This window comes from Methylobacterium sp. 092160098-2 (genome assembly GCF_028920805.1).
GTDB lineage: Bacteria > Pseudomonadota > Alphaproteobacteria > Rhizobiales > Beijerinckiaceae > Methylobacterium > Methylobacterium fujisawaense.
The window spans coordinates 430,141-456,599 of record NZ_JAQPZJ010000001.1; the positions used below are offsets into that span (position 1 = coordinate 430,141).

Consider the following 26,459-nt stretch of genomic DNA (forward strand, 5'->3'; position numbering starts at 1 on the left):
GCCCGGATCGAGCCCCTCACGAAATCTCCCCTGCCGCACCGGCGCGGCGCCGATCGGACACGAGGAATCCGCCGAGGAACAGCAGGACCGCGCCGGCGGAGATCCAGACGTCGGCCAGGTTGAAGGTGAACCAGCGGATGCTGCCGGTGTGCAGGTCGAGGTAGTCCGTGACGACGCCGTCCATGAGCCGGTCGACGAGATTGCCGGCGGCCCCGCCCGCCATCGCGGCGAGCCCGAGGCGTTCGAGCCCGCCGCCCGCGGCCAGAGCCCAGCCGGCCACGAGGCAGGTGAGCGTTCCCTGGATGGCGAGGAGCAGCGCCAGGGAGGACGGATCGTGCGCCGGGAACAGGCTGAAGCTGATGCCGTGGTTGAACGACAGGCTCAGGTCGACGAAGGGCAGCGCGCCCCTGACGGCGCCTTCGTCCAGCCACGCCTCGGCCACGGCCTTCGCGCCGAGGTCGATGGCCGCGGCGGCCAACGCCACCCCGGCCACGCTCCCGGCCCGGCCGGCCCACCCCGACAGGACCATCATCACGCCCTCAGGAGACGGAGCGCGTTGGCCGTCACCAGGACGGTCGCGCCGGTGTCGGCCAGGATGGCCGGCCAGAGGCCGGTGATGCCGGCGATGGTCGTCACTAGGAACACCGCCTTCAGGCCGAGGGCGATGGCGACGTTCTGGCGGATGTTGCCCAGGGTCGCCCGCGAGAGGGAAACCAGCGCGGCCACGTCGCCCACCCGGTCGTTCAGCACCGCCGCGTCCGCCGTCTCCAGGGCCGCGTCGGTGCCGCCGCCCATCGCGATGCCGACGCTGGCGGCGGCGAGGGCCGGCGCGTCGTTGATGCCGTCGCCGACCATGGCGACCGGGCCCATCTCCTTCAGGGCAGCGATATCGGCGAGCTTATCCTGTGGCAGGAGCTCGGCCTTCACGTCGAGGCCGAGCTCGGACGCGACCGCCTCGCCCGTGCGCCGGTTGTCGCCGGTCAGCATCACGCTGCGCACGCCGAGCTTGCGCAGGGCCGCGATGCCGGCCGCCGCGTCGGCGCGGGGCTCGTCCCGGACCGCGATGGCACCCAAAGCCTCGGCGCCCCGGACGACGATGACCACCGTCTTGCCGCCGGCCTCCAGCTCCGCGACGGCGCGCTCGGCCTCGGGGCCGAGCCGCGCGCGCTCGGCGGCGTGGCGCGGCGAGGCGACGAGCACCGTCTGCCCCATGACCGTGGCCTGAACCGCCTTGCCGGGGATGGCGCGGGCGTCCCGCGTCGGCCGCAGCGGCACCCCGTCCGCGCTCGCCCGGTCGAGGATGGCTCGGGCGATGGGGTGGCTGGACCCGTTCTCGACCGCGGCGGCCAGCCCGAGAAGCGAGCGTTCCGATGCGTCCGGGGCGAAGACCAGGATATCCGAGACCCGCGGACGTCCCGCGGTCAGCGTCCCGGTCTTGTCGAACGCGACCGTGCGTACCCGCCCGATGACTTCCAGCGCGGCCCCGCCTTTCACGAGCAGCCCGCGCCGCGCACCGGCGGCCAATCCCGAGGCGATGGCCGCCGGTGTCGAGAGCACCAGCGCGCAGGGGCAGGCGATCAGGAGGAGCGCCAGGCCCCGATAGACCCAGGTGCCCCAGTCGGCGCCGAGCAGCAGCGGCGGCACGATTGCGACCGCGGCGGCGAACACGAAGGCGATGGGCGTGTAGACCGCGCTGAACCGGTCGATGAAGCGCGCCGTGGGCGATTTCGACGCCTGCGCCTCCTCGACGAGGTGCAGGATGCGGGCGACCGTGTTGTCGGCCGCCGTCTTGGTGACCCGGACCTGGAGCGCGCCGTCGGCGTTGACGCTGCCGGCATAGACCGGGTCGCCGACCTCCTTGGGCTTCGGGACCGACTCGCCGGTGATGGGGGACTCGTCGAGGCTCGACGCGCCGTCGGTGATGACGCCGTCGGCGGGTACGCGGTCGCCCGGCCTGACCACGACGACCTGCCCGATGGCCAGCGACGCCGCGGGCACCTCGCGGATGGTGCCATCGGCCTCGTCGACGACGCGGGCAATCTTCGGCACCAGGGCCGCGAGTGCCTTGATGCCGGCCCGCGCCCGGCCCGCCGCCACCACCTCCAGCATCTCGCCGACCGTGAACAGCAGCACGACGATGGCAGCCTCCTCGGCGGCGTGGATGGCGAGCGCCCCCGCGGTCGCGACCGACATCAGCATCTCGATGGAGAAGGGCGTGCCGGCGAACGCCGCCACGGCCGCGCGGCGCCCGTAATAGGCGAGCCCGACGAGCGCCCCGGGCCAGTAGGCGTACTCGCCCGCCAGGCCCGGCGCGATCCGCTCGACCAGGAAGCCGGCGGCGAACAGGGCGCCGATCAGGATGCCCAGCAGCGCCTTGCGGCTCCGCCAGAGCGGCGGCTCGGGCTCCGCCGCGGTCTCGACGGGCGGGGCGCCACCCGAGGCTTGCGCCATGGCCAGGTCCGCGGCCGTGGGGAGCGGCGCGACGCCGTAGCCAAGGCGCTTGATGCGCCCCTCCAATTCGGTCCTCGGCGTCGCGGCCTCGTCGAGCGCGAGGTCGAGGACCTGGCTGCCGTAGTTCACGCGCACGTCCGCGACGCCCGGCAGCCGGGAGACGGCGGTCTCGATCTTGCCGGCGCAGGTCGGGCAGTCCATGCCCTTGACCCTGTAGCGCAGGGCCTCCGGGCCGTTCGTGGGGAAGGATGTGCGGTCCGCGCCGGCGGCCTGGTTCATGGTGCGCTCCGTTCGCCGGGCTCCTGGTCCGGACAGGGAAGGCCCCCTACATGCACCCTGTAGTCGCTACAGGGTCAAGGCCGTGCGGACCGCCTCTTCCATGACCATCGGCAGCCTCGCGGAGGCCACGCAGACCCGTGTCGAGACGGTCCGGTGGTACGAGAAGGTCGGGTTGCTGCCCCCGCCGGCGCGGTCGAGCGGGAACTACCGGCTCTACGGACCCGAGCACCTGCGCCGGCTGAGCTTCATCCGCCGCGGCCGCGCCCTGGGCTTCACGGTGGAGCAGATCCGGGACCTGCTCGCCCTGGCGGACGACCGGGAACGCTCCTGCGGCGAGGTCGACACCATCGCCCGCGCCCATCTCGCCGACGTGGAGCGCAAGCTGGCCGACCTGACCCGGCTCGCCTCGGAACTGCGCGAGGTCATCGGCCAATGCGGCTGCGGGTCGGTCGCGGATTGCCGCATCATCGAGGCCCTGTCGCCGCTGGGCGAACCCGCATGAGCGACCTGGGCCCGGGATCAGCGAGCGACGTAAGGCGCCAACGGCACCCGGCTCTCGAACAGCCCCTCGGCCAAGAACCCGCGGCAAGCGGCGGCGACCGTCGCCGCGACCATCTGGGACCCGGGGATGCCAAGCCGGCGCGGCCAGCCCACGAGAGAGAAAAAAGATAGTACCACGCGAGGCTAACTCAGAATAGAACGGCCTCGGAAACCAAGAAGCCCACAGGTTGGAACCTGTGGGCTTCACACGGGCCGGAGCCCATGGGTTGCTGACGGCGCACCGTTCAGCGTTGACGGATCGGATATGAGTGCATGGGGCCGGATAGTCAAGCGGGAAAATCTGGGATCCGGGCTGCACTCTACATCGACGGTTTCAATTTGTACCACTCCGTCAACGACTTAGGAGAGCCTTTCCTGAAGTGGTGCAACTTCTGGAAGCTGGGGGAGTCGATCATCCCGCGGCAGTCGGAGGAACTCGTCCGCGTCGTGTTCTGCACGGCCTATTACCCGGGCGATCACAGCAAGAAAATCCGCCACGAACGCCTGGTCCGGGCGCTCAAGCTGGTCGGCGTCGAGACCGTCCTCGGCCACTTCAGCCATGAAGACGCGAAGTGCCGGGACTGCGGCTCCATTTGGCAGAAGCCGACCGAGAAGGCCACGGACATCAATCTCGCGCTCAGCGTCTACGACGATGCCGTACAGGACGTCATGGATACTGCATATCTCCTGACGGCTGATACCGACCAAGCGGCGACAGCCAAGCTGTTCGCCAAGCGCTTTCCCGGCAAGAAGCTCGTCAGCGTCAGCCCCCCGGGCCGGACCCACTCGCAGCACATCCTGTCGCACACCCCGCACAAGATCGCGCTCAACCGGGAGCATATCGAGAGGGCGCTGTTCCCGGGGCTCGTCACCGCGGAGGGGCAGGCCTCCGTCATGCGCCCGCACGAGTACGACCCGCCGGCCGGCTACGTGATGTGGGACCAGCGTCCGAAGCCCGCGCCCAAGTCGGGGGCGAAGGCGACCGTGCCAACGGCGGCGATGCCCGAACGCTGAACCCGACGCGGCCTCAGGCCGGTTCCCCGCCCCGGTACCGCGCGAACGTCGACCGTCCGTCCTTCCCGAACAGGACGACGTCGTAGGTATCGGGCTGCATGTCCTCGATCTCCATGCCGGGCGAACCGACCGGCATGCCCGGCACGGCCAGACCCGTTCCCTCGGGCCTCTCCGCGAGGAGGCGCTTGATCGCCCCGGCCGGGACGTGCCCCTCGATCACGTAGCCACCGACCTGGGCGGTGTGGCACGAGGCGAGCTCGCGAGGCACACCCAGGCGGATCTTGAGCGGGTTCACCGGGCCCTCGGTCGCGGTGACGGCGAAGCCGGCCTCACGCAGGTGGGTGACCCACCGCTCGCAACAGCCGCAGCTCGGGTCCTTGGTCACCGAAACCGTCGGCAGCCCCGCCGCCACGGCACCCCGTCCGAGCGCAAGCCCCGCCGCCACGCCCGCGAGCACGGCCCGTCGGGACGGCATCGCATCGTTCCTCATCGTCATCTCCCGTTCGCTCTCACTCGGCCGCCTGCGGCAGCCGCATCGCCTCGCCGTTCGTCCCCTCGCGGACCGCGCCGGCCGGGGGCAGGCCCCGCCCCTTCACCAGGGCGTAGACGGCCGGGATCACCACCAGGGTCAGCACGGTCGAGGAGACCATCCCGCCGATCATGGGGACCGCGATCCGCTGCATGACCTCGGAGCCCGAGCCGGTGCTCCAGAGGATGGGCAGGAGACCCGCCATGATGGCGACCACCGTCATCATCTTGGGCCGGACCCGCTCGACCGCGCCGACCATGATGGCCCGCCGCAGATCCTCGTTCCTGAACGGGCGTCCCTCGCGCACGCACTCCGCCCGGACCTCGTCGAGGGCGTGGTCGAGGTAGACCAACATGATCACGCCGGTCTCGGCGGCGACGCCGGCGAGCGCGATGAATCCCACCGCCACCGCGACCGACATGTTGAAGTCCATCCACCACATCAGCCAGACGCCGCCGACGAGCGCGAAGGGCAGCGACAGCATCACGATGAGGGTCTCGGCCAGCCTGCGGAAATTGAGGTAGAGCAGCAGGAAGACGACCAGCAGCGTCAGCGGCACAACGATCCTGAGGCGGGCTTCGGCGCGCTCCAGGTACTCGTACTGCCCGCTCCACTGCAGGGTCGTGCCCTGGGGCAACCTGACCTCCCTGTCGACCGCGGCCCGCGCGTCGGCCACGTAGCCGCCGAGGTCGCGCCCCGTGAGGTCGACGAAGATGTAGACCGCGAGCTGGCCGTTCTCGGTCCGGATCGAGGTCGGCCCCCGGGTGAGCTCGACCTTCGCGACCTCACCGAGCGGCACCGTCCCGCCGGCCGGCAGCGGCACCTGCACCTCGTCGGCGATGGCCCGCGGGTCGGAGCGGAAGGCGCGCGGGTAGCGCACGTTGACGGTGTAGCGCTCGCGGCCCTCGACCGTGTTGGTGACGCTCTGCCCGCCGAGAGCCGAGGCGACCACGTCCTGGACGTCGCCCACCATGAGCCCGTAGCGGCCGAGCGCCTCCCGGTCGGGCGTGATGTCGAGGAAGTACCCGCCGATGACCCGCTCCGCGTAGGCACTCGACGTGCCCGGCACGTCGCGCACCACCGCCTCGACCTGACGGGCGACCTTCTCCATGGCGCCGAGGTCGGTGCCGAGCACCTTGATGCCGACCGGGGTCCGGATGCCGGTCGAAAGCATGTCGATGCGGGCGCGGATCGGCTGCGTCCAAGCATTCGAGACGCCCGGGAACTGCAGCGCCCGGTCCATCTCCGCCTTGAGGCTCGCGAGCGTCACGCCCGGGCGCCACTCGGCCTTCGGCTTGAGGCTGATGATGGTCTCGGCCATCTCCATCGGCGCCGGGTCGGTCGCGGTGCTGGCGCGCCCGGCCTTGCCGTAGACCGAGGCGACCTCCGCGAAGGACTTGATGATCCGGTCCTGGGTCGCCAGCAACTCGCCCGCCTTCGTCACCGAGATGCCGGGCAGGGTCGTCGGCATGTACATCAGCGTCCCCTCGTCGAGTTCCGGCATGAACTCCGAGCCGAGCTGGCGCGCCGGCCAGACGGTGACCGCCAGGACGCCGAGGGCGAGCAGGATCGTGGGCAACCGCGCCCGCAGTACGCCCGCGATGACCGGGCGATAGAGCCAGATCAGGAGCCGGTTCACCGGGTTGCGATGCTCCGGGACGATCCGTCCGCGCACGAACAACACCATCAGCGCCGGCACCAGGGTCACCGACAGGAGCGCCGCCGCCGCCATGGCGAAGGTCTTGGTGAGCGCGAGCGGCCCGAACAGGCGCCCCTCCTCGCCCTCCAGGGTGAAGATGGGCAGGAAGCTCACGGTGATGATGAGGAGTGAGAAGAACAGCGAGGGGCCGACCTCGCCCGCCGCCTCGACCAAGATCTCGACCCGCGGCTTGTCCGGCGGCGCCCGCTCCAGGTGCTTGTGGGCGTTCTCGATCATCACGATGGCCGCGTCGATCATGGCGCCGACCGCGATGGCGATGCCGCCGAGCGACATGATGTTGGCGCCCAGCCCCAGCGCCTTCATCCCGGCGAACGCCATCAGGATGCCGACGGGCAGCATCAGGATGGCGACCAGCGCGCTTCGGACGTGTAGGAGGAACACGATGCATACGAGGGAGACGACGACGCTCTCCTCGACAAGCGTGTGCCGCAGCGTCTCGATGGCCGCGTCGATGAGTTGCGAGCGGTCGTAGACCGGCAGGATCTCGGTGCCGGCCGGCAGGCTTTTCGCCACCTCCGCGAGCTTCGCCTTCGCGTTCTCGATGACGGTCAGGGCGTTCGCGCCGAACCGCTGCAGGACGATGCCGCCGGCGACCTCGCCGTCACCATTCATCTCGGTGATGCCCCGCCGCTCGTCAGGCCCGAGTTCGACCCGGGCGACGTCCCGCACCCGCAGGGGAGCACCACCGGTGGTCTTCAGGACGATGTTGTCGATGTCGGCCACGCTCCGCAGGTAGCCGCGTCCGCGCACTATGAACTCGAACTCGGAGAGCTCGACCGTGCGGCCGCCGACGTCGGCGTTGCTCGCCCGGATCGCGTCCCGGAGCTTGTTGAGCGAGATCCCCTGCGCCCGTAGGCGGTTCGGGTCGACCACGACGTTGTACTGCTTGACGAAGCCGCCGACGCCCGCGACCTCGGCCACGCCCTCGGCCCGCGACGCCCCGAAACGGACCACCCAGTCCTGGAGGGAGCGCAATTCCGCGAGCGTGCGCTCCTTGGCCACGACCACGTACTGGTAGACCCAGCCGACGCCGGTGGCGTCCGGACCGAGGGTCGGGGTCACGCCCGCCGGCAAGCGGCTGGCGGCCGCGTTGAGGTACTCCAGCACTCGACTACGGCCCCAGTAGGGATCGGTGCCGTCCTCGAAGATCACGTAGACGAAGCTGACCCCGAAGAACGAGAAGCCGCGCACCACCTTCGCCTTCGGGACCGTCAGCATGGCGGTCGTGAGAGGATAGGTGACCTGATCCTCGACCACCTGCGGGGCCTGGCCCGGGTACTCGGTGTAGACGATGGCCTGCACGTCCGAGAGGTCGGGGATGGCGTCGAGCGGCAGCGTTCGCAGCGCCATGACGCCAGCGGCCACGGCGAACACGGTGCCGACCAGCACCAGGACGAGGTTGCGGGCCGACCAGCCGATGAGGCGCGCGATCATGGCTTGCCCTCAAGGTTCGAGGCCTGCCGGTCGCTCGCCTTCGGGGCGGACATGGACTGAAGCGCCGCCTTCAGGTTGCTCTCGGCGTCGATCAGGAAGTTCGCCGCCGTGACGACCCGGTCGCCGGCGTCGACGCCCTCGCGGACCTCGACGTAGCCCGTGCCGCGAACCCCGACCTTGACCTCGCGGGGCTCGAAGCGCCCCCCGCCCCTGTCGAGCAGCACCACCTGCCGTGCACCTGTGTCGATGACCGCGTCGTCGGGCACCGCCACGACGGGCTTGCCCGCCCCCGTGGCGATCTCGACCTCGGCGTACATGTCCGGCAGGAGCGCGCCGTCCGGGTTCGGCAGCTCGATGCGCACCCGCGTGGCCCGGGTGTCCGGGTTTACCTGCGGATAGATCACCCCGACCTTGCCGGAGAAGGTCCGGCCCGGGGCCGAACGCAGGCGCACGGTCACGGCCTGTCCGGCGCGAACCCCGGCCAGGTCGCGCTCGGGCACGTCGGCCAGCACCCACATGACCGAGATGTCGCCGATCCGGAACAGGGTGTCGCCGGCCGCGGCCTTCATGCCCTCGACGGCCGAGCGCTGCAGCACCAAGCCGTCCCGGGCCGACGACCAAGTGATGGCCATCGGCACCTTCCGGGTGCGCTCCATGTCGTCGATGACGGCCTCGGAGACGTTGAGGTTCTGCAGGCGTCGCCGAGCTCCGTCGAAGCCGGGGTTGGCGATGAGCTGCGCGGCGGCGGAATTGATGTCGGGGGAGTAGACGTGGACCAGCGGCTGGCCCTTGCGGACGCGGTCGCCGGTGGTGACGTCCTCGACATGGTCGACGTACGCGTCCGACCGGGTCGCGATGACCGTCACGCGCCGCTCGTCGAGGGCGACGGTACCGGGCACGCGCACCGGCTGCGCCACCACCCGCCGCTCCACGGTTTCGGTTCGGACGCCGGTCCGCTGGACCTTGCCGGGGGAGACCGTCACGACGTTGCCGCCCTCGTCCTCGCCCGCGTAGACGGGGATGTAGTCCATCCCCATCGAATCCTTTTTCGGGGTCGCCGAGGTGTCCGGCAGGCCCATCGGGTTGCGGTAGTAGAGCACCTTGCGCGTGCCCCGGTCGGGCTTTCCGGCCGCCGCCGTTCCAGGCGCCGCCATGCCGTGCCCGGTCACGTCGTGGCCGGCCATGTCGGGGGATGTCGTCTCGCTCCCTTGTGCCTGGTCGAAGCGCACGTCCTCGCTGGCCCGAACCGCCCGGAAGTCGTGCCCCTCCGCAGTCGTTCTCGGCGACGCGGAGTAGACCGGCTTCCCATCCGGATCCTGGTAGTAGACCACCGGACCCGTGACCTTCGGCGGCGCCGGTGCCTGCGGACCCGGCATGCCGGTCGGCAGCCAGTGGGCGAACTCGGTCCGTGCGCGCTCGACGAGGACCGGAACGGGGCTGCCATCGCGCCCCGCCCAGTACCCGGTGCCCCCCGCCGCCAACGCGGCGAGGATCCCGGCGAGCCATGCCGAGCGGCTCACTTGACCGCCTGGAAGACGAGCCTGTCCTCGACGGTGCCGGTTTCGCCCTGGACCTTCGCCCCCAGCGAGAGCCGCCAGCCCCCGGCCATCGTGAGCTTCGCCTTGAAGCGGTAGATGCCAGGCTCCGTCGACGGGACCTGCTCGATCGTCGAGGTCATCTCGTCCATGCTGTCGGGCGCCATGTCGATGCGCTTGGCGAAGATCACCGCGTCCGGAACGGGCTTGCCGGTGCGCTTGTCCATGAGGCGCACCGAGAGGATGGTCTCGCCGACCTTCGCCTCCGTCCGGGTCGGCTCGAAGGCGTAGTCCTTGATGCCGGCGAGCGCCGGCAGGGCCGGGACCGACAGCGCGGCGCCGAGCAGCGCGGCACCGAGGGCGCGCGCGAAGGGGTACGTGGTCACGGATTTCGTCTCCTGAACGCGATGGATGGCCACGCGCGGACGCGCGGCGTCGTGCCGGCGTTCACGCCGGCGGCATCGGGCTCAGGCTCGGGGGGGCTCAGGTAGGGGGCGGCCGGACAGGCTGGCGAAGGACGCCGCATCGGGCCACACCCGGCTCGTCCGCGTCGCCACCGGGGCCGGGACGGACGCCGCGGTCGGCAGGAGGGAGGCGACGCTGGCGAGGCAGAGCGCCAAAAGCGGACAGCCGGCCTTGGCGCAGTCGGGCTTCGCCACCTTCCCGGGCGGGCAGCACGGCATGTCGGCCATGTCCGCGTTGCCCACGTCCATCCCCTCCATCTCGGCATGGGCAATGGCCGAGGTCGCCTCAGGCGCGGCTTGCGCCATGATGAACGCGCGCATCCCCGCGGCGGCCGCGGGCGCGGCCACCGGCGTCAGGGCGAGGCTGAGTACCGCCAGGAGCGGCAACAGTCGCCGAAGGGCGATCAAGAACGTCACGCAGGTACGATGCCAGCTTTTCGATCCGGGCGGAAGGCCAGTGTCACGGGAGACGGCGCGTCTCAAGTCTTGAGGGTCAAGGTTTCGTTCCGTCGGGCGGTCGATCCGCCGACCGACCTCGCCGGGCGGGCGTCTCGGCGACCCGTTTCTCGTGAGCCCGCCGGACCGCGCCATGGCGCGTCCGGCCTGCCGTGCCATGGCCGTCCCCGAACGGCAGGCAGAGGCCGGATCGAGGCCGCTACCCATGGAAGCCGCATCGACACCGTCGGTCCCCTGGCAAGCCCGCGGACATGGGGTGGCCGTCTGCCGGGCGCGCAATCTGGAAGGCGGTCAACAGGGGAATGGTCGCGTGCATCGCAGGCGTGAGCCGGTCGTCGCCCTCGGGCTGTTGCGCTGGCCGCCCATCGCAAGGGCGCAGGTTCCGGGCTCCCGGCATCCGCGCGCGTGCTGTCCGGGCATCTGGGAAACCTACCGCACACTTGGCCCTCCGCGCGGTAGGCGGTGCAGGGCGGCGCGCCAAACCTCACCCCGTACAACCCCAATCGGCCGGTCCGGCGGTTCGGACCCCGCGGGAGGTTCAGAAGTGCTGGGCGGGGGGTGCCGACCGGGCGGCGGCAGGGCGACGGGGCACCGCGCTGATCGATCCGGTCGTCAGGCCGACGTCCGGAGCTTCGACCTGAGGCGTTTCGGTCCGTTGCGATTGATGCGTCTGGGGCAGAAAACGGGGTGGGACGTTGTCCATCCATCCCGCGAGCGCGTAACCCGGCAGTCCGGCGAGCATGGCGATTCCTGCAAAGGCGGGGATGATCTTGCTTTTCATGGCGGAACCCGTTGATCTGACGAGAAGCTTGCCGCTCCTTGTCTTTAAGTCCGGATGTCTTGGACGTACCGTTACAGCGCGCTGCGAACCTTTGTGGGGTTGGGCCGGGGTCGCCCGGCGCGGCGCCTCGCTCACCGGGGGGATGATCCTGCAAGCGATTGTGGGATGCGCGGCGGCCGCATTGCCTCGCGCGGCCGGGCGGGTGGGAGGGTCATGCCCGTCGTCGTGCCGGATCCCATCCGCGGCGATACCGCAGCGAGGCCCGTGACATGAAGCGTCGGCCGGCGACAGGCCCCCAAACCGTCGCGTCGCCCCTTGAACCCCGGCAGGCGATCCGGAGGATGTTCCGAACCGGCTCGCTACCAGCGAAGGAGGCGCGGTCCCAGGAGCGCTCCGACGAGCGTGCACATCGCGATCGTCCCCCCGTACCAGACGGCGACGAACGGTACGATTCTGGGCAGGTTTCTGGCTGCTGCGCCGGCAGTGTTTTTGTCCTTAGCGCGCCAGACTGGGACGCTTTGCATCAGGCGACCCGCACGGCGTTCGGATGGGTTTGCGCAAGCCGACCTCGGTTTTGGCGCAGCGCCACTCACCGGGTGGGCGTGATGGAGCTAAACAGTATGGCTGCTCAGCCCTTGCAGCAGCTCGCCGGTTCATTTCGTTCCTGAGCTTCCTGGATCGGCGGGCACGGGACATCGCCGTACGAGCAGAATACACAGCAATCGCCCTTCTTCGGGCGGAGCAGAGTGCCGCAGCCAGGGCATTCGTAGAAGAACTGGCAGGCGTCGGTCGGCATCGTTTCCGAAGCCCGGTGCCCACAATGCGGACAGGTCAGGATCGAGATCAGCTTCATCAGGCTGTCCGCAGCATCTTGATCAGGGCGGGCTCAAAGTAGCTCCCGGCCGCAGCGGCGGCGATGAACAGCGTGGCGAGGCTGAGAAGCACCAGGGGGGCGGATGACCGACGCGGAGCTGGGCATGATCCATCCGGCCCGCAAGCAGCCCGTCGCCGCCGCGCGTAGAAGAACCAGCCGGCGATGACCGCCAGGACGCTGACGAGCATCAGCGGCGTGCGAAGAGAGGCGAGCACGCCGAGGACCGTGAAGACCCCAGCACCGATCCCGAGGCCGCCCAAGACTATGGGCAGCACGCAGCACGACGAGGCCGCCAGGGCACCGAGCCCCGTGATGGCGCCGAGCGCAGCGATGCTGCCAACGCTGACCGCGGCCGGTTCGTGGACGGGTCGTTCGGCAGGCGGTGTCTGATCGAGGGTCATGTCTCGTATCCATCGTGATCCTCGGCTACCCTGCATCCTGTAGCCACTACAGGATCAAGGGCGATCTTCATGGGTACGGCTAAGGGGGCGCGAAGCGGGGCCCTGACCATCGGTCAATTGTCGCTGCGGACCGGCGTCAACATCGAGAACATCCGGTACTTCGAGAAGGTCGGCCTACTCCCTTCGCCCCCGCGCACCGAGGGTGGCCATCGGTCCTACGGCGTCGAGCACGAGCGCACCCTGGCCTTCATCCGTCGCGGACGCGAACTTGGCTTCACGCCGAACGAGGTTCGGGCGCTGCTCGAACTGCGTCGGCCTGGTAAGGCAACCTGCCGCGAGGGACAGGGGATCGCGAGGCACCACCTTGACCGGGTGCGTGCGAAGATCGCGGACCTGTCAAGGCTCGAACGTCTCCTGGCCGAAACCATCGAGCAGTGCCCCGGTGGGGCGGCTCCTGGATGCCCGGTGCTCGATATGATCGACCCCGCCGAGTGAGCTTCGGAGCACCCATCCGACGCCTGCATCCTCGGTAGACCCAGAGGCCCCCACCGTCGGTCCGCTCCGGCCGCGAACCAGAGCGGTTACAGGAAGCGGTCCTGGCATTCGGTTGCTTCAAACCTCGAATGTTCGGAAGTCCCAATCACGGCTGAGCCCGGCCCTCCCGAAATATCATGTCGTCTTCCTGATCGAATGTCGACGACGATGCGCTCCGGGGCCGGGCTCCCTGCTTCGCTTCCGGCCTTGTGGGACGCCGGCTCCGGGTAGCGCGGTGGCCCTCATCCTCGCAGCAGGCATGGTCCGAGAGGACCTCGATGACACGGCACTCGCCGACCCGGCCTTGGCCGCACGCGTCGGTCATGCGGGCGAGCTCGCCCTTCAGGGCCATGAGCCGCTCGATGCGGCGCTCGACCTCGGCCATGTGACGCCGGGCGATCTTGTCGACCTCGGCGCAGGAGCGGTCGGGCTGGGCGGCCAGCGCCAGTAACTCACGGATGGCGTCCACCTCGAAGCCGAGCTCGCGCGCGTGGCGGATGAAGGCCAGGCGCTCGATGTCAGCCCGCCCATAGCGGCGGCGGCCGCCTTCCGTCCGCGGCGGCGGCGGCATCAAGTCGGCCGTCTCGTAGTAGCGGATGGTCGTGGCGAGCACGCCGGCACGCCGCGACAGCTCGCCTATCGACAGCTCCATTTTTCCGCTTGCTCCTCTAGTCGCTGGAGGAAGTAGGCAGTCGTCCACGACTTGGAAAGGAGGCGTCATGGCCAAGGAGTGCTGCGGCTCGACCGTTGGCTGTCAGGCATCGAGGGCGGAACGTGCGCATCCGGCGGCGCCGCCGCAGGTCGTCGCGGGGGGCGATTGCGGCACGGGGGATGCCTGCGGCTGCTCTGGGGGCGTGCCCGTCTTCGACGGGGTCGACCCGCGCTACAAGCGCGTGCTGTGGACGGTCATCGCCGTCAACGGCGCCATGTTCCTGACCGAGATGGCCGCCGGGCACCTTGCCGGCTCGCAGGCGCCCCAGGCCGACGCCCTCGACTTCCTGGGCGACACGGTCACCTACGGCCTGAGCCTCGCGGTCATCGGAGCGTCCCTCAGGGCTCGGGCCACGGCGGCGCTCGTCAAGGGGCTGTCCCTCAGCGTGATGGCAGTCTGGGTCTTTGGCTCGACTGCCTACCACGTCCTGGTGCTCGGGGTGCCCAAGGCCGAGGTCATGGGCGTCATCGGGCTGATGGCCCTGGCAGCCAACCTCGGCTCGGTACTGCTGCTGCGCCCCTACAAGGACGGCGACGCCAACGTGCGCTCGGTCTGGCTGTGCTCGCGCAACGACGCCATCGGCAACGTCGTGGTGATGGTGGCTGCGCTCGGTGTCTGGGGTTCCGCGTCGGCCTGGCCCGACCTCGCCGTCGCGGCGGTGATGGCCGGCATCTTCCTGACCTCGTCGGTGCAGATCCTGCGGCAGGCCTGGGCGGAGTATCGCGAAGGCGCCGTCACGACGCGAACCGCGGCGTCCGGATAAGGCGCGCACCGATCCGCGTACAGACCAAGACGGATACAGGGACGACCATGACATCACACGACGCACGCGCAGGACATGATCACGGATCGCATGACCACGACGGCGAGGCGGGTCACGACCATGCCGGGCATTCCCATGGGCCAGGGCACAGCCATGCCCCCGCAAGCTTCGGGACGGCATTCGCCATCGGCATCGCGCTCAACGTCGGCTTCGTGGCCGTCGAGGCGACCTACGGGGTCCTGGCGAACTCGGTGGCCCTGCTCGCCGATGCCGGCCACAACCTCTCGGACGTGCTCGGCCTCATCGTGGCCTGGATCGCGACGGTGCTGGCCAGGCGGGCCCCGAGCGCGCGGTTTACCTATGGGATGAAGGCCTCGTCGATCCTGGCGGCCCTTTTCAACGCCGTGTTCCTGCTGGTCGCCGTCGGCGCCATCGCGTGGGAGGCGATCCAGAGGTTCGGTGAGCCCGTCCCGGTCGCAGGCAAGACCGTGATGGTCGTGGCCGCAATCGGCATCCTGGTGAACGGCATCACCGCGTGGCTGTTCGCCTCCGGGGCCAAGGGCGACATCAACATCCGCGGGGCGTTCCTGCACATGGCGGCCGACGCCGCCGTCTCGGCCGGGGTGGTCATCGCCGGCCTCGTCATCCTCTACACCGGATGGACGTGGCTCGATCCGGTGGTGAGCCTCGCCATCGTGGCCGTCATCGTCTGGAGCACGTGGGGGCTCCTGCGAGACAGTCTTACGCTGTCCCTCGCCGCCGTCCCGCCGGGCATCGACCCGGTCGCCGTACGCCGCCACCTCGAAGGGCTGCCCGGCGTCGCGGCCCTGCACGACCTGCACATCTGGGCGATGAGCACCACGGACACCTGCCTCACGGCGCACCTCCTCATGCCCGGCGGCCGTCCCGACGACGCCTTCCTGATGGCGGCGGCCACCGGCATCAGGGAGCGGTTCGGCATCAGCCACACGACCCTCCAGGTGGAGACGAGCGAGGCCACCGCCTGCGCCCTGGCTCCGGACCACGTGGTCTGAGCGCGGCATGCAAGCCTGGTCCTATACCCTGATCCCCGCCGCGGCCGCCGTCGTCGGCGCGGCGGTGGCGGTCAACCTGCGGCCGGGCCCCGTCCTGGTCAGCGCCATCCAGCACTTCGCCGCGGGCGTCGTCTTCGCGGCGGCCGCGGGCGAGATCCTGCCCGACGTCAAGCATGCCGGATCGCCCTGGGCCATGCTGGTCGGGGGCGCGCTCGGCGTCGCCGCGATGCTCCTCGTCCGTATCCTGGAGAAGCGGGTGAAGGGGCCGGCCGGGCTGATGTCGGTCACCGGCATCGACATCCTGGTGGACGGCCTCGTCCTCGGCATCGCCTTCGCGGCCGGGGCGAAGGCCGGCATCCTGCTCACCGTCGCGCTGACCATCGAGGTGCTGTTCCTGGGACTAACCGTGGCGAACGAACTCGGCGAGGGCGGCGCGTCGAAGGGCAAGGTGGTCGGCCTGACGGCCGCCCTCGTGCTGCTGCTCCCGCTCGGAGCCCTGCTCGGCGGGCCCGTCGGCTCGCTGCCCGCCGCCGTCCAGGCCGGCTTCCTCTCCTTCGGCCTGATCGCCTTGCTGTACCTCGTGACCGAGGAACTCCTCATCGAGGCGCACGAGACCGAGGACCGCCCCTGGGTGACGGCGATGTTCTTCGCGGGCTTCCTGCTGCTGCTCCTGCTCGACGGGATGATCGGCTAGGCTGTATCCGGAATGCTTGCCGCGGGCGAAACCAGGTCCCTCCCGGACGAGGCCCACATCCTGCTCGTCGAGGACGACGACGGCATGCGCGTGCTCGTCGGCCGCATCCTGCGGGAGAGCGGCTTCCGGGTCACGGGCTGCCGCGGCGGCGCCGAGATGTGGTCGCTCCTGCCCGACACGCCGGTTGACCTCGTCCTCCTCGACGTCATGCTGCCGGGCGCGTCCGGGTTCGACCTGCTCAGGGCCCTGCGGGCGAAGGGCACCGTCCCGGTCATCATGCTGAGCGCCCGCAACGAGGAGGCGGACCGGGTGCTCGGCCTGGAACTGGGCGCCGACGACTACGTCGCCAAGCCGTTCGGGCGCCCAGAACTCCTCGCCCGGATCCGGGCGGTGCTCCGCCGGTCGGCGCTCGCGCCGGTGCCGAGCGCGGCGTCGCGGCCGGAATCCCTCGCCTTCGCCGGCTGGCGGCTCGACCTGCGCAGCCGCGCCCTGACCGATCCCGAAGGCGCCGCCGTCGACCTGTCGGGCGCCGAGCACGACCTGCTGCTGGTGTTCCTGGAACACCCGGGCCGGGTGCTCGGCCGCGAGCAGATCCTGGAGATGGGCCGCGGGCGCCTCTCCGCGCCGTCGGACCGCAGCGTCGACACCCTGGTCAGCCGGCTGCGGCGCAAGCTCGAACCGCCCGCGGGGACGGCCGCCGTCATCAAGACGGTGCGGGGCACCGGCTACATGCTGGCCGCCAAGGTCGAGCGGGCATGAGGGGCGTCCTCGGCCTCGCCCGCAGCCTGGAGGGGCGCACCGTCGTCGTCCTGCTCCTGGCCGTGCTCCTCGTCCATGGCGGCGCGCTGGCGATCTACCGCCTCTCGGCGGCGGCCGCCGCCGACGAGGCCTTCGCCACCGAGGTCGCCCGCCAACTCGTCATCGCGCGCGAGGCCGTGTCGCGGCGCCCGCCGGAGGAGCGGGCTGACGAGGCCGAGGCCCTCTCGTCGAACCATTTCGAGATCGGCTGGGACGCCCCAGCGCCGGCTCGCCCCCCGGGGGCGACCGATCCCGCGCTCCGGGACCTGCGCGACCGCCTCCTCGCCCTCGAACCGGTCCTCGGGGCGGGGCTCGCCCTGAACCTGGAGGCGCCGGACGAGCCGCTCCACCGGCAGGACCTGCGCGGGATCATCCCGCTTCCGGACGGGAGCGCGCTGACCTTCCGGTCCGCGCACGCCCCGAGCCTCGTCCCCGTCGCGCCCTGGGCCTCGCTCGCCACCGCCATGGCCATCCTCGTCGGGGTGGCCGCGGTCGTCCTGATGCATCGGATCGCCGGCCCCTTGCGGGAGCTGACCCGGGCCACCGGACGGATCGGCCACGGCGCCCCCGTCCGGGTTCCCGAGATTGGTCCCGACGAGACCCGAGGGATCGGCCGTGCCCTCAACGCGATGCAGGAGCGCATCCACCGGCTGGTCGGCGAGCGGACGCAGGCGCTCGCCGCCGTGTCCCACGACCTGCGAACGCCCATCACCCGGCTCCGCCTGCGCCTCGACCACGTCGAGGACCCGGCCGGGCGCCGCGCCATGGCCTCCGACCTCGACGACATGCAGGCGATGGTCGACGCGACGCTGGCCTACCTGGGGGGCGACGCCGACCCGGAGCCGCGGCAGGTCACCAACGTCGCGAGCATTTTGATGGGGGTCGCCGACGCCTCCGCGGATGCCGGCCGGGCGGTCGCATACGGAGGACCCGGCCGGGCCCTGGCGACGGTGCGCCCAGTCGCCTTCCGGCGGGCGCTGGAGAACCTCGTGGACAACGGCGTGCGCTACGGCGCGCGGGTGCGCATCGCCCTGGCGGCCGAAGAGACAGCGCTGGTCTTGCGCATCGACGACGACGGGCCCGGCATCCCGGCATGCGACGTCGCCTGCGCCTTCGAGCCCTTCACCCGCCTGGAGGGGTCGCGCAACCGAAACACCGGCGGGACCGGACTCGGCCTGACCATCGCGCGGCGGGCCGTGGAAGCGGAGGGAGGCACGCTCATCCTGACCACGAGGCCGGAGGGCGGATTGCGGGCCGAGATCCGCGTGCCCCGGGCTGGGCGCGGCGGCTGACACACTTCGTCACGAACGCGGCGTCCCGGAGACAAACGGCTTGGCTATCTCGGACTTCGAAGCGGCCGACGCGGTCGGCGCCGAACAGGAGACCGACAGATGAAGCGCACGCTCGCCGCCGTCCTCGCCGCCGGGATGCTGGCCGCGGCCACGGGGTCCGCCTTCGCCGTGGACAGCCACGGCAATGCCTCGAACCCCGAGCGCGCCGTCCCGAACACCGGTGGCGTGTCGGGCGGCCCGGCCCATCGCGACGACCCGCGCGTCAGCGAGGCCCGTGAGAAGCGGCCCGACGGCAAGCCGGCGCATTCGGACAACGACGGGCATGCCCACGGGCACAGCCACGACAAGCCCGGCAAGAAGTGAGCTCGCCGGGCAGGCCGCGGGGGCGGGAGGCGCGGACATGCGGATGCTGCCCCTGCTCGTCGTCTTCGCGCTCCTGGCCGCGGTGATCGGCTACGCGCTCGCCGAGCCTGCTCGGCACGTCGTTCACGATGCGCCGACCCCTCGCGCGTCGTGATGCGCCCGCACCGGCGCGAGCCGGTGCGGGCGACCTCTTCTCGACGCCAGGCGGCGACCTCAGTCGTCGAAGTCGTGATGGTGATGGTGCCGCTCGAACCGGCCCGGCCCGTAATCCTCGCGGCGCGGGTGATGGTGCCGGACCACGACGTCGTCATGGTTGCCGTGGCGGTAGACATCGACATGGTCGTGCGGCCGCCGCTCGCCGTAGCCGTAGCCGCGCTCGTAATACTGGGCCGAGGCCGCGGCCGGCGCGAGGAGGATGGCCGCCGCCATCAAGCCTGCTAGGTGCCGTCGCATCGCTGTCTCCTCCGGGGATTCCTATTGCGGCGGTTTGCGCGGCGGCCGTTGAACAGGTTCTGAGACCGTCGTTCAGGAAGCCGTCACCCCAGGTTCGCCGACGTCCTCGAAATGCGAGGGGCCGGGCCGGACGTCGCTGCCCCCGGCCCGGCCCCGTCGCGATGTCAGCCGCTCAGTGGCGGTGCTCTTCCACGACGGTCTTCTCGTGATGGTCGTCATGATGTTCGTGCACGACCGGCCGGTCGCGATGGTTCTCCTCGACGGTGGTGTGCGTATGGTCGACATCGCGGCGGTGGCCGTCGCCGTGAACCCCGACTCCGCCGGGGCCGACGTCCACGTGCTGGGCGAGCGCACCGACCGGCGCGAGGGCCAGGGCGGCCGCGGCGGCGGCGGCGAACATGATCTTCATCCAAGGATCTCCATGTTTCGCGGTCGGCCGGGAATGCGGCCCCCCGCGAAACCGTTCCCGGATTTTCCTCGCCCGGTATTCGTCTCGGCCGAGCGAGAAACGGCTTGGCCGCTTTCGCGTCGTGACCGCGGCTGACCTTGCATGGCGGCCACAAAATCTGTTCAGACCGGGTTCAAGAGGCCAGGACGATGCCTTGTCCGATCCGGGATAAATCGCGCATAAGGCCGGAGATGGGTTCAGGACGCGGGCATAGCCGCAGGTGGGCGGCACGGGGATGGTGGGCGTTCGCCGCACGCCTGCTCGCGCTCGCCCTCGCCCTGTCCCTCGTCGCGCCCGCCGCCGGCCTCGCCGCCGACGTCGCGTACCACGATGGCGGCGGCAGGCACGTCACGGAGATCGCGAGCATTGAGGCCGCGCCCGACACCGGCGCGACCGACCCCGGCATGGCCTGCCACCTCCATTGTGGCTGCCACCAGGCGGCACCCGCCGTGGCGGACTTCTCGGAGCCGGTCTTCGGGGTCGCCCGGCTGGCCTATGCGCATTTGAGCCAGACGGTTTCCTCCGTCTCGCCGGACCGCCTGCCGAGGCCCCCCCGCGCCTGAGGTGACGCCGCAGAGGCGCGTCCCGAACCCGGAGCCCGCGCTCCGGGCCACTCCTCACGCCACAGAAGCGGGACTGCCGCGTCCGTCCGAACGGCGCCCGATCCCGGCCGAGCAGGTCTCATGCGCATCCTCATCACCGCGGTCCTCGTGGCCGCCGGCATCGTCGTCGGCGCCGCCGTCCCCGCCATATCCGCGTTCGTCCGCGGCCTCCTGACATCGGCCGGGCTGCCGCCGGCCATCCTCACCTTCGCCGCCGGCCCGCCCCCTGGCGGGAAGGCGCCGAAGGATGAGGCCGACCATGCCGAAGGCGACGGCCACGACCACGGCAAGGCCGCCGCGCCGAAGGCCGAGGGAGCCCACGCTCACGGCGAGCACGAGCATTCCGAGGCGGAGGGCGAGGAAGGCCACGTCAAGATGACGGCCGAGCAGGTCGAGGGGCAGGACATCGGCGTCGCCAAGGCCGAGGGCGGGACGCTCTCGCGACACGTCCTGGTGCCCGGCACCATCACGCCCGATACCGACCGGATCGCCCGCGTCCCCGCCCGCGTCGTCGGCACGGTGTCCGAGATGCGCAAGCGCCTGGGCGACGACGTCAGGAAGGGCGAGGTGGTCGCCCTCCTCGACAGCCGGGAAGTCGCCGACGCCAAGAGCGAGTACCTCACCGCGATGGTCCAGTCCGACCTCCAGAAGATCAACTTCGAGCGCCAGCAGAAACTCTTGGCGTCGGCGGCGGCATCCCAGGCGGCGTTCGACAACGCCAAGGCCGTGTTCCAGGAGAACCAGCTGCGCGTCGACCTCGCCCGCCAGAAGCTCTCGGCGCTGGGCCTGAACGCCGCCGAGGTCGCCGCCGCGCAGAAACGCGACGAGGCGACGCCGAACGCCTCGACGCTGCGCCAGTACGAGCTGCGGGCGCCCATCGCCGGCCGCATCGTGGAGCGCAAGGTCGATGTCGGCACGGCGGTGGGCAAGGAGGGCGACCCTGCCGACGTCTACACCGTCGCCGACCTCTCGACCGTCTGGATCGAGCTCGCGGTCCCCACCTCCGACCTCGCCGAGGTCCGGGAGGGCGCGCGGGTCACCGTGAACCGCGGCGGCCGCAGCGAGCAGGGCAAGGTGGTGTTCGTCAGCCCGCTGCTGAACGCCGACACCCGGTCCGCCCGGGTCGTGGTCTCGCTGCCCAACAAGGACATGGCCTGGAGGCCCGGCACCTACGTCACCGCCGAGGTCGAGACCGCGACGGACCAAGTGCCGGTGCGGGTCGCCAAGTCGGCGCTCCAGACCGTCGAGGGCAAGCGCGTCGTCTTCGTGCGCACGGACGAGGGCTTCGAAAAGCGCGAGGTCGAGCTCGGGCGCTCCGACGACGACGGCTTCGAGGTCGTCTCGGGCCTCAAGCCCGGCGAGACCATCGCGGTGGCCAACACCTTCCTCCTCAAGGCCGAGCTCGGGAAGAGCGAAGCCGACCACGACCATTGAGGAAGCCCGACATGATCAGCCGCATCCTCGACTTCTCCGTGCACCAGCGCTGGCTGGTTCTGCTCCTGTCGCTGCTGGCCGCCGGCTTCGGCGGCTACTCGGTCACCAAGCTGCCGATAGACGCGGTGCCCGACATCACCAACAACCAGGTGCAGATCAACACGACGGCGCCGTCGCTCTCGCCCGTCGACATCGAGAAGCAGGTCACCTACCCGGTCGAGACCGCGCTCGCGGGCATCAAGGGGCTCGAATACACCCGCTCGCTCTCGCGCAACGGCTTCTCGCAGGTCACCGCGGTCTTCGCGGAGAAGCTCGACATCTACTTCGCCCGCCAGCAGGTCGCCGAGCGCCTCGCGCAGGTGAGGCGGGACCTGCCGCCCGGCACCGAGCCCAGCATGGGGCCGATCTCGACCGGGCTGGGCGAGATCTACATGTGGTCGATCCATTACGCGAAGCCCGGCGAGCGCACGGTCTCGAAGGCGGGCAAGCCCGGCTGGCAGCCCGATGGCAGCTACCTGACCCCCGAGGGCCAGCGCCTGAAGACCGAGCTGGAGCAGACCGCCTACCTGCGCACCGTCCAGGACTGGATCATCCGCCCCCTAGTCAAGACCGTGTCCGGCGTGGCCGGGGTCGACGGCATCGGCGGCTTCGAGAAGCAGTACCACGTCCAGCCCGACCCGACGCGGCTCGCGTCCCTCGACCTGTCCTTCTCGGACGTCGCCCGGGCGCTGGAGGCCAACAACGCCAACCAGGGCGCCCGCTACCTGGAGGACAACGGCGAGGGCTACGTCGTGCGCGCCGCCGGCCGCCTGGAGAGCATGGACGAGATCGGCGACGTGGTCGTCGCCACCCGGGGCGGCGTGCCGGTGCGGATCAAGGACATCGCCGAGGTCCGCATCGGGCGCGACCTGCGCACGGGCTCGGGCAGCGAGGACGGCCAGGAGGTCGTCGTCGGCACCGCCCTGATGCTGATCGGCGAGAACAGCCGCACGGTGGCTGCCGCGGTCGACGCGCGCATGGAACAGATCCGCAAGAGCCTGCCGCCCGGCGTCGAGGTCCAGACCGTCCTCGACCGGACCCGGCTCGTCGAGGCGACCGTGAAGACGGTGGTGAAGAACCTGTCCGAGGGCGCGGCTCTCGTCATCGTCATCCTGTTCCTGCTGCTCGGCAACATCCGGGCCGCCATCATCACGGCCCTGGTCATCCCGGTCGCCATGCTGATGACCATGACCGGCATGGTCGAGGCGAAGATCTCGGCCAACTTGATGAGCCTCGGCGCCCTCGATTTCGGGCTGATCGTCGACGGGGCGGTGATCATCACCGAGAACGCCCTGCGCCACCTCGCAGAGAAGCAGCAGGAGCTGGGCAGGGGGCTCGACACCGAGGAGCGCCTCCAGACGGTCCGCGCCTCAGCCGAGGAGATGATCAAGCCGTCGCTCTACGGGCAGGCGATCATCATCTTGGTCTACGTCCCGCTCCTGACCTTCACGGGGGTCGAGGGCAAGATGTTCGAGCCGATGGCGCTGACCGTGATCATCGCGCTCGTGGCGGCCTTCGTGCTGTCGCTGACCTTCGTGCCGGCGCTCATCGCCATCGTCATCACCGGCAAGGTCACGGAGAAGGACAACCTCATCATCCGGGCGCTCAAGGCCGCTTACCGCCCGGTGCTCGGCGCGGCGGTCCGGGCGCCGTTCGTCTTCGTCGGCGCGGCGCTCCTGCTGCTCGTCGGGGCGGGCATCCTGTTCACCCGCCTCGGGACCGAGTTCATCCCGCAGCTCGACGAGAAGAGCATCGCCCTCAACGCCACCCGAATCCCATCGACCTCCCTCACCCAGTCGCAGGCGATGCAGCTCAAGGTCGAGAAGGTGGTCTCGAAATTCCCGCAGGTGGCCTACGTCTTCTCGAAGACCGGCACCGCCGAGGTCGCCTCCGACCCGATGCCGCCGAACTCCTCAGACACCTTCGTCATCCTGAAACCCCAGGAGGAGTGGCCCGAGCCGAGCCTGTCCAAGGCCGAGTTGCAGGAGCAGATCGAGAAGGCGGTCGGGGCGCTCGCCGGCAACGTCTACGAGTTCTCCCAGCCGATCCAGCTGCGCTTCAACGAGCTGCTCGCCGGCACCCGGGGCGACCTCGCCGTGAAGGTGTTCGGCGACGAGTTCGAGCCGATGCTGAAGGCGGCCAACCAGGTCGCGGCGGTCCTGAAGGGCATCGACGGCGCCGAGGACGTCAAGGTCGAGCAGACGGCGGGCCTGCCGTTCCTGGAGATCAAGATCAACAAGGCCGAGGCGGCGCGCTACGGCCTGAGCACCGGGGCGATCCAGGAGGTCATCGGCGCGGCCATCGGGGGACGGGACGCCGGCGTCGTGTTCGAGGGCGACCGTCGCTTCCCCATCGTCGTGCGCCTGACCGACAAGGTCCGCGAGGACCGGGAGGCCCTGGAGAACATCCCGGTGCCGCTGCCGGCGGGCCCGAACGGCCGGGCGAGCTCGGTCCTGCTCAAGCAGGTGGCGAGCTTTTCGGTCACCGAGGGACCGAACCAGATCTCGCGCGAGAACGGCAAGCGGCGGGTCGTGGTCACGGCCAACGTGCGCGGGCGGGACATCGGCTCGCTCGTCGCGGAGGCGCAGGCGAAGGTTGGAAGCCAGGTGCAGCTGCCGCCAGGTTCCTACCTCACCTGGGGCGGGCAGTTCGAGAACCTCGCCTCGGCCAAGCGGCGGCTGATGGTGGTGGTACCGGTCTGCTTCTTCCTGATCTTCCTGTTGCTGTACTCGGCCCTGGGCTCGCCGCGGGACGCGCTGCTGGTGTTCAGCGCGGTGCCGCTTGCCCTCACCGGGGGCATCTTCGCGCTTTGGCTGCGCGGCATGCCGGTCTCGGTACCGGCGGCGGTCGGGTTCATCGCGCTCTCGGGCGTTGCGGTCCTCAACGGCCTCGTCATGCTGACCTTCATCAAGCAGCTCGTGGCGGAGGGCCGGCCGAAGCGCGAGGCCATCCTGGAGGGCGCCATGACCCGGTTGCGGCCGGTGGCGATGACGGCGCTGGTCGCCTCGCTCGGCTTCGTGCCCATGGCCATCGCCACCGAGACCGGCGCCGAGATCCAGCGGCCGCTCGCCACCGTGGTCATCGGTGGCCTGATCAGCGCCACCCTGCTGACCCTGATCGTGCTGCCGGCCCTGTACGCCCGGTTCGGCAAGGTTGTCGTCCCGAAGGTCGCGGAGCGGCCGCGGGAGCCGGGGCCACGACACCTCAAGGCGGCGGAGTAGACGAGATGCGACGCGTCCCAACCTGGTTGGCGGCTCCTTTCGCCTTCCTCGCGCTGACGGGTGCGGCTCCGGGCGCGGACGGAGGCGTCGGCGAGGCTCCGTTCGGCCTCGCGTGGGGGCCCGTCGCCGACGTGCCGCGCCCGCTCAAGGCCGACCGCGAGGCCAACCTGACCGCGCTGTACTACCCGCGTGGCTGGCGGCCGGCCGTCGGGTCGGCAACGGCCGAGGTCGTGCTGGTGGTCTGCCGCGAGGAGGGTCTGCAGGAGGTCGTCTGGGTGGGGCTCCCCCTGGCGGGCGAGGAACTCGCGCGCGTGCGCCGCGCCATCCACGACGAAGGGGTGCGCCGCTACGGCGAGCCGACACCGGGGCCATCGGCCGATTCCGAGCTCTGGCCCGGCGGTCGGGCTCTCCTGGCCAGCCGCGAGGCTCCGGACGGGCGGCACGAGCTCGTCATGGCGGCGTTCGGTCCCGGCTACGCGGCCTGCTCGGCCGCCCACCTCGCCGCGACCGGACACCCCGCCGGCGCGCACGTGGCCGAGCTCATCGGCTCCTCCGGCCCCTGAGGCGGCCGGTCCGGGACGGCAACGAAAGACTGGGAGCGACATGGGACACGGACACGCGCACGGCGGCGGCCACGGGCATTCGCACGGCGGCGGCATACCCGCGGGCTCGGCGGCGGGCAGGAACAAGGGGCGCCTAGCCTGGGCGCTCGCCCTGACGCTGACCTACATGGCCGCGGAGGTCGTCGGCGGCCTGCTCACCGGCAGCCTCGCGCTGCTGGCCGATGCCGCCCACATGGTCACGGATGCCGGCGGCCTCGCGCTGTCGCTGCTCGCCATCCACTACGCGGCCAAGGCGCCGTCGCCGGGCAAGAGCTTCGGCTACATGCGCTTCGAGATCCTGGCGGCCCTCGCCAACGCCGTCGTGCTGCTCGGGGTGACGGCCTACATCCTGTACGAGGCCTACCGGCGCTTCTTCGAGCCGACCGAGATCCTCGGCTGGCCGATGATGCTGGTCGCGTTCGTCGGCCTCGGGGTGAACCTCGCCAGCATGAGACTCCTCGCGGGCGGATCGTCGGAAAGCCTCAACGTCAAGGGCGCCTACTTCGAGGTCTTCTCCGACATGCTGGGTTCGGTCGGCGTCATCGCCGCGGCCCTCGTGGTGATGGCGACGGGCTGGCGATGGGTCGATCCGCTGGTCGGCGCCGGCATCGGCCTGTTCATCGTGCCGCGCACCTGGCGCCTGTTGAGCGAGGCGCTTCACATCCTGCTGGAGGGAACGCCTCTGGGTGTCGATCTTGCCGCGCTACGAACGGAGATCGAGGCGATGCCTGGCGTGCGGCGCGCCTACGACCTTCATGCCTGGACGCTGACCTCCGGCTTCGACGCGATGAGCGGCCACGTGGTCATGGACGACGTCGCCGCCGGACCCGACCTCATCCGCGCGGTCCGGCGTCTGGTGAAGGAGCGACACGGCATCGAGCACGTCACCGTCCAGGTCGAGGACGAGGCGCTTTCGGCCGAGGCCGCGCGCCTGCCCGTGTGACGGCGAGCATCCGGCATGAGCAAGAAATCGGCGCGGCTGCAGAGCGAGT

General features: G+C 70.7%; 26 protein-coding genes and 1 pseudogene. 14 read left to right on the forward strand and 13 right to left on the reverse strand.

Annotation, left to right across the window (positions count from 1 at the left end):
- Positions 1 to 16: 16 nt before the first annotated feature.
- Entirely contained in the window at positions 17 to 532 is a 516-nt protein-coding gene (gene lspA, locus PQI07_RS02000) for a signal peptidase II (protein WP_274925961.1), read from the reverse strand.
- Positions 532 to 2,730 (reverse strand): heavy metal translocating P-type ATPase, encoded by a 2,199-nt coding sequence (locus tag PQI07_RS02005; protein WP_274925962.1) that lies wholly within the window; start codon positions 2,728 to 2,730, stop codon positions 532 to 534. Before PQI07_RS02005 ends, lspA begins: the two co-directional genes overlap by 1 nt.
- Positions 2,731 to 2,830: 100 nt before the next feature.
- On the opposite strand from PQI07_RS02005, the gene PQI07_RS02010 reads away from it, so the two are divergent.
- On the forward strand, positions 2,831 to 3,232 hold the full coding sequence (locus PQI07_RS02010; protein ID WP_063110606.1) for a MerR family transcriptional regulator: 402 nt from the start codon (positions 2,831 to 2,833) through the stop codon (positions 3,230 to 3,232).
- A 311-nt stretch (positions 3,233 to 3,543) separates the two neighbouring features.
- A complete protein-coding gene (locus PQI07_RS02015; RefSeq protein WP_127991703.1) occupies positions 3,544 to 4,284 on the forward strand; it encodes an NYN domain-containing protein in 741 nt (246 codons plus the stop codon).
- Between the two features lie 13 nt (positions 4,285 to 4,297).
- Here the strand turns inward: PQI07_RS02015 and PQI07_RS02020 are convergent, their stop codons facing one another.
- The 8 genes and pseudogenes from PQI07_RS02020 to PQI07_RS02055 all read right to left on the reverse strand — a co-directional run bounded on the left by PQI07_RS02020 (position 4,298) and on the right by PQI07_RS02055 (position 12,478).
- On the reverse strand, positions 4,298 to 4,774 hold the full coding sequence (locus tag PQI07_RS02020; protein WP_206614555.1) for a DUF411 domain-containing protein: 477 nt from the start codon (positions 4,772 to 4,774) through the stop codon (positions 4,298 to 4,300).
- 19 nt (positions 4,775 to 4,793) lie between these two features.
- The gene (locus tag PQI07_RS02025) at positions 4,794 to 7,967 is read right to left on the reverse strand and encodes an efflux RND transporter permease subunit (protein ID WP_274925963.1); all 3,174 of its coding nucleotides are present in this window, start codon (positions 7,965 to 7,967) and stop codon (positions 4,794 to 4,796) included.
- Positions 7,964 to 9,487, reverse strand: coding sequence for an efflux RND transporter periplasmic adaptor subunit (locus PQI07_RS02030; protein ID WP_050735109.1), 1,524 nt, complete (start codon positions 9,485 to 9,487; stop codon positions 7,964 to 7,966). Before PQI07_RS02030 ends, PQI07_RS02025 begins: the two co-directional genes overlap by 4 nt.
- The gene (locus PQI07_RS02035) at positions 9,484 to 9,888 is read right to left on the reverse strand and encodes a FixH family protein (RefSeq protein ID WP_050735155.1); all 405 of its coding nucleotides are present in this window, start codon (positions 9,886 to 9,888) and stop codon (positions 9,484 to 9,486) included. Before PQI07_RS02035 ends, PQI07_RS02030 begins: the two co-directional genes overlap by 4 nt.
- 81 nt (positions 9,889 to 9,969) lie before the next feature.
- Positions 9,970 to 10,383, reverse strand: coding sequence for a hypothetical protein (locus tag PQI07_RS02040; protein WP_274925964.1), 414 nt, complete (start codon positions 10,381 to 10,383; stop codon positions 9,970 to 9,972).
- Positions 10,384 to 11,562: 1,179 nt separating this feature from the next.
- Positions 11,563 to 11,652 (reverse strand): annotated as a pseudogene (locus tag PQI07_RS02045) (NrsF family protein); the annotation flags it as partial.
- Between the two features lie 179 nt (positions 11,653 to 11,831).
- Entirely contained in the window at positions 11,832 to 12,056 is a 225-nt protein-coding gene (locus tag PQI07_RS02050) for a GDCCVxC domain-containing (seleno)protein (RefSeq protein WP_007563961.1), read from the reverse strand.
- Positions 12,056 to 12,478: a hypothetical protein gene (locus PQI07_RS02055; protein WP_007563959.1), complete on the reverse strand. Its 423-nt coding sequence runs from the start codon at positions 12,476 to 12,478 to the stop codon at positions 12,056 to 12,058. The genes PQI07_RS02050 and PQI07_RS02055 overlap by 1 nt, the downstream gene beginning before the upstream one ends.
- Before the next feature lie 69 nt (positions 12,479 to 12,547).
- On the opposite strand from PQI07_RS02055, the gene PQI07_RS02060 reads away from it, so the two are divergent.
- Entirely contained in the window at positions 12,548 to 12,973 is a 426-nt protein-coding gene (locus PQI07_RS02060) for a MerR family transcriptional regulator (RefSeq protein WP_007563956.1), read from the forward strand.
- A 145-nt stretch (positions 12,974 to 13,118) separates the two neighbouring features.
- Here the strand turns inward: PQI07_RS02060 and PQI07_RS02065 are convergent, their stop codons facing one another.
- Positions 13,119 to 13,664 carry a MerR family transcriptional regulator gene (locus tag PQI07_RS02065; protein WP_341776988.1) on the reverse strand — a complete coding sequence of 182 codons (546 nt, stop codon included), beginning with the start codon at positions 13,662 to 13,664 and terminating at the stop codon, positions 13,119 to 13,121.
- 67 nt (positions 13,665 to 13,731) lie between these two features.
- Here PQI07_RS02065 and PQI07_RS02070 point away from each other — a divergent pair, with 67 nt between their 5' ends.
- The 6 genes from PQI07_RS02070 to PQI07_RS02095 all read left to right on the forward strand — a co-directional run bounded on the left by PQI07_RS02070 (position 13,732) and on the right by PQI07_RS02095 (position 18,668).
- Positions 13,732 to 14,487: a cation efflux transmembrane domain-containing protein gene (locus tag PQI07_RS02070; protein ID WP_274925965.1), complete on the forward strand. Its 756-nt coding sequence runs from the start codon at positions 13,732 to 13,734 to the stop codon at positions 14,485 to 14,487.
- A gap of 47 nt (positions 14,488 to 14,534) precedes the next feature.
- Positions 14,535 to 15,521 carry a cation diffusion facilitator family transporter gene (locus tag PQI07_RS02075; RefSeq protein ID WP_050735097.1) on the forward strand — a complete coding sequence of 329 codons (987 nt, stop codon included), beginning with the start codon at positions 14,535 to 14,537 and terminating at the stop codon, positions 15,519 to 15,521.
- Between the two features lie 7 nt (positions 15,522 to 15,528).
- Positions 15,529 to 16,215: a ZIP family metal transporter gene (locus tag PQI07_RS02080; RefSeq protein WP_007563950.1), complete on the forward strand. Its 687-nt coding sequence runs from the start codon at positions 15,529 to 15,531 to the stop codon at positions 16,213 to 16,215.
- A 12-nt stretch (positions 16,216 to 16,227) separates the two neighbouring features.
- Positions 16,228 to 16,974, forward strand: a complete 747-nt coding sequence (locus PQI07_RS02085) for a response regulator transcription factor (RefSeq protein ID WP_007563949.1) — start codon at positions 16,228 to 16,230, stop codon at positions 16,972 to 16,974.
- A complete protein-coding gene (locus PQI07_RS02090) occupies positions 16,971 to 18,305 on the forward strand; it encodes an ATP-binding protein (RefSeq protein WP_007563947.1) in 1,335 nt (444 codons plus the stop codon). The genes PQI07_RS02085 and PQI07_RS02090 overlap by 4 nt, the downstream gene beginning before the upstream one ends.
- A gap of 99 nt (positions 18,306 to 18,404) precedes the next feature.
- Positions 18,405 to 18,668: a hypothetical protein gene (locus PQI07_RS02095; protein ID WP_007563945.1), complete on the forward strand. Its 264-nt coding sequence runs from the start codon at positions 18,405 to 18,407 to the stop codon at positions 18,666 to 18,668.
- 213 nt (positions 18,669 to 18,881) lie between these two features.
- On the opposite strand, the gene PQI07_RS02100 is transcribed toward PQI07_RS02095, so the two are convergent.
- On the reverse strand, positions 18,882 to 19,121 hold the full coding sequence (locus tag PQI07_RS02100; protein ID WP_007563942.1) for a hypothetical protein: 240 nt from the start codon (positions 19,119 to 19,121) through the stop codon (positions 18,882 to 18,884).
- 172 nt (positions 19,122 to 19,293) lie between these two features.
- Positions 19,294 to 19,530 (reverse strand): hypothetical protein, encoded by a 237-nt coding sequence (locus tag PQI07_RS02105; protein ID WP_007563940.1) that lies wholly within the window; start codon positions 19,528 to 19,530, stop codon positions 19,294 to 19,296.
- A gap of 230 nt (positions 19,531 to 19,760) precedes the next feature.
- On the opposite strand from PQI07_RS02105, the gene PQI07_RS02110 reads away from it, so the two are divergent.
- The 5 genes from PQI07_RS02110 (at position 19,761) to PQI07_RS02130 (ending at position 26,410) form a co-directional block, all read left to right on the forward strand.
- Positions 19,761 to 20,132 (forward strand): hypothetical protein, encoded by a 372-nt coding sequence (locus PQI07_RS02110; RefSeq protein WP_039902985.1) that lies wholly within the window; start codon positions 19,761 to 19,763, stop codon positions 20,130 to 20,132.
- Between the two features lie 120 nt (positions 20,133 to 20,252).
- A complete protein-coding gene (locus PQI07_RS02115) occupies positions 20,253 to 21,605 on the forward strand; it encodes an efflux RND transporter periplasmic adaptor subunit (RefSeq protein ID WP_007563937.1) in 1,353 nt (450 codons plus the stop codon).
- Between the two features lie 11 nt (positions 21,606 to 21,616).
- Positions 21,617 to 24,865: an efflux RND transporter permease subunit gene (locus PQI07_RS02120; protein WP_007563935.1), complete on the forward strand. Its 3,249-nt coding sequence runs from the start codon at positions 21,617 to 21,619 to the stop codon at positions 24,863 to 24,865.
- Positions 24,866 to 24,870: 5 nt separating this feature from the next.
- Positions 24,871 to 25,428: a hypothetical protein gene (locus PQI07_RS02125; protein WP_007563933.1), complete on the forward strand. Its 558-nt coding sequence runs from the start codon at positions 24,871 to 24,873 to the stop codon at positions 25,426 to 25,428.
- Between the two features lie 40 nt (positions 25,429 to 25,468).
- Entirely contained in the window at positions 25,469 to 26,410 is a 942-nt protein-coding gene (locus PQI07_RS02130; protein ID WP_007563931.1) for a cation diffusion facilitator family transporter, read from the forward strand.
- Positions 26,411 to 26,459: the final 49 nt, after the last annotated feature.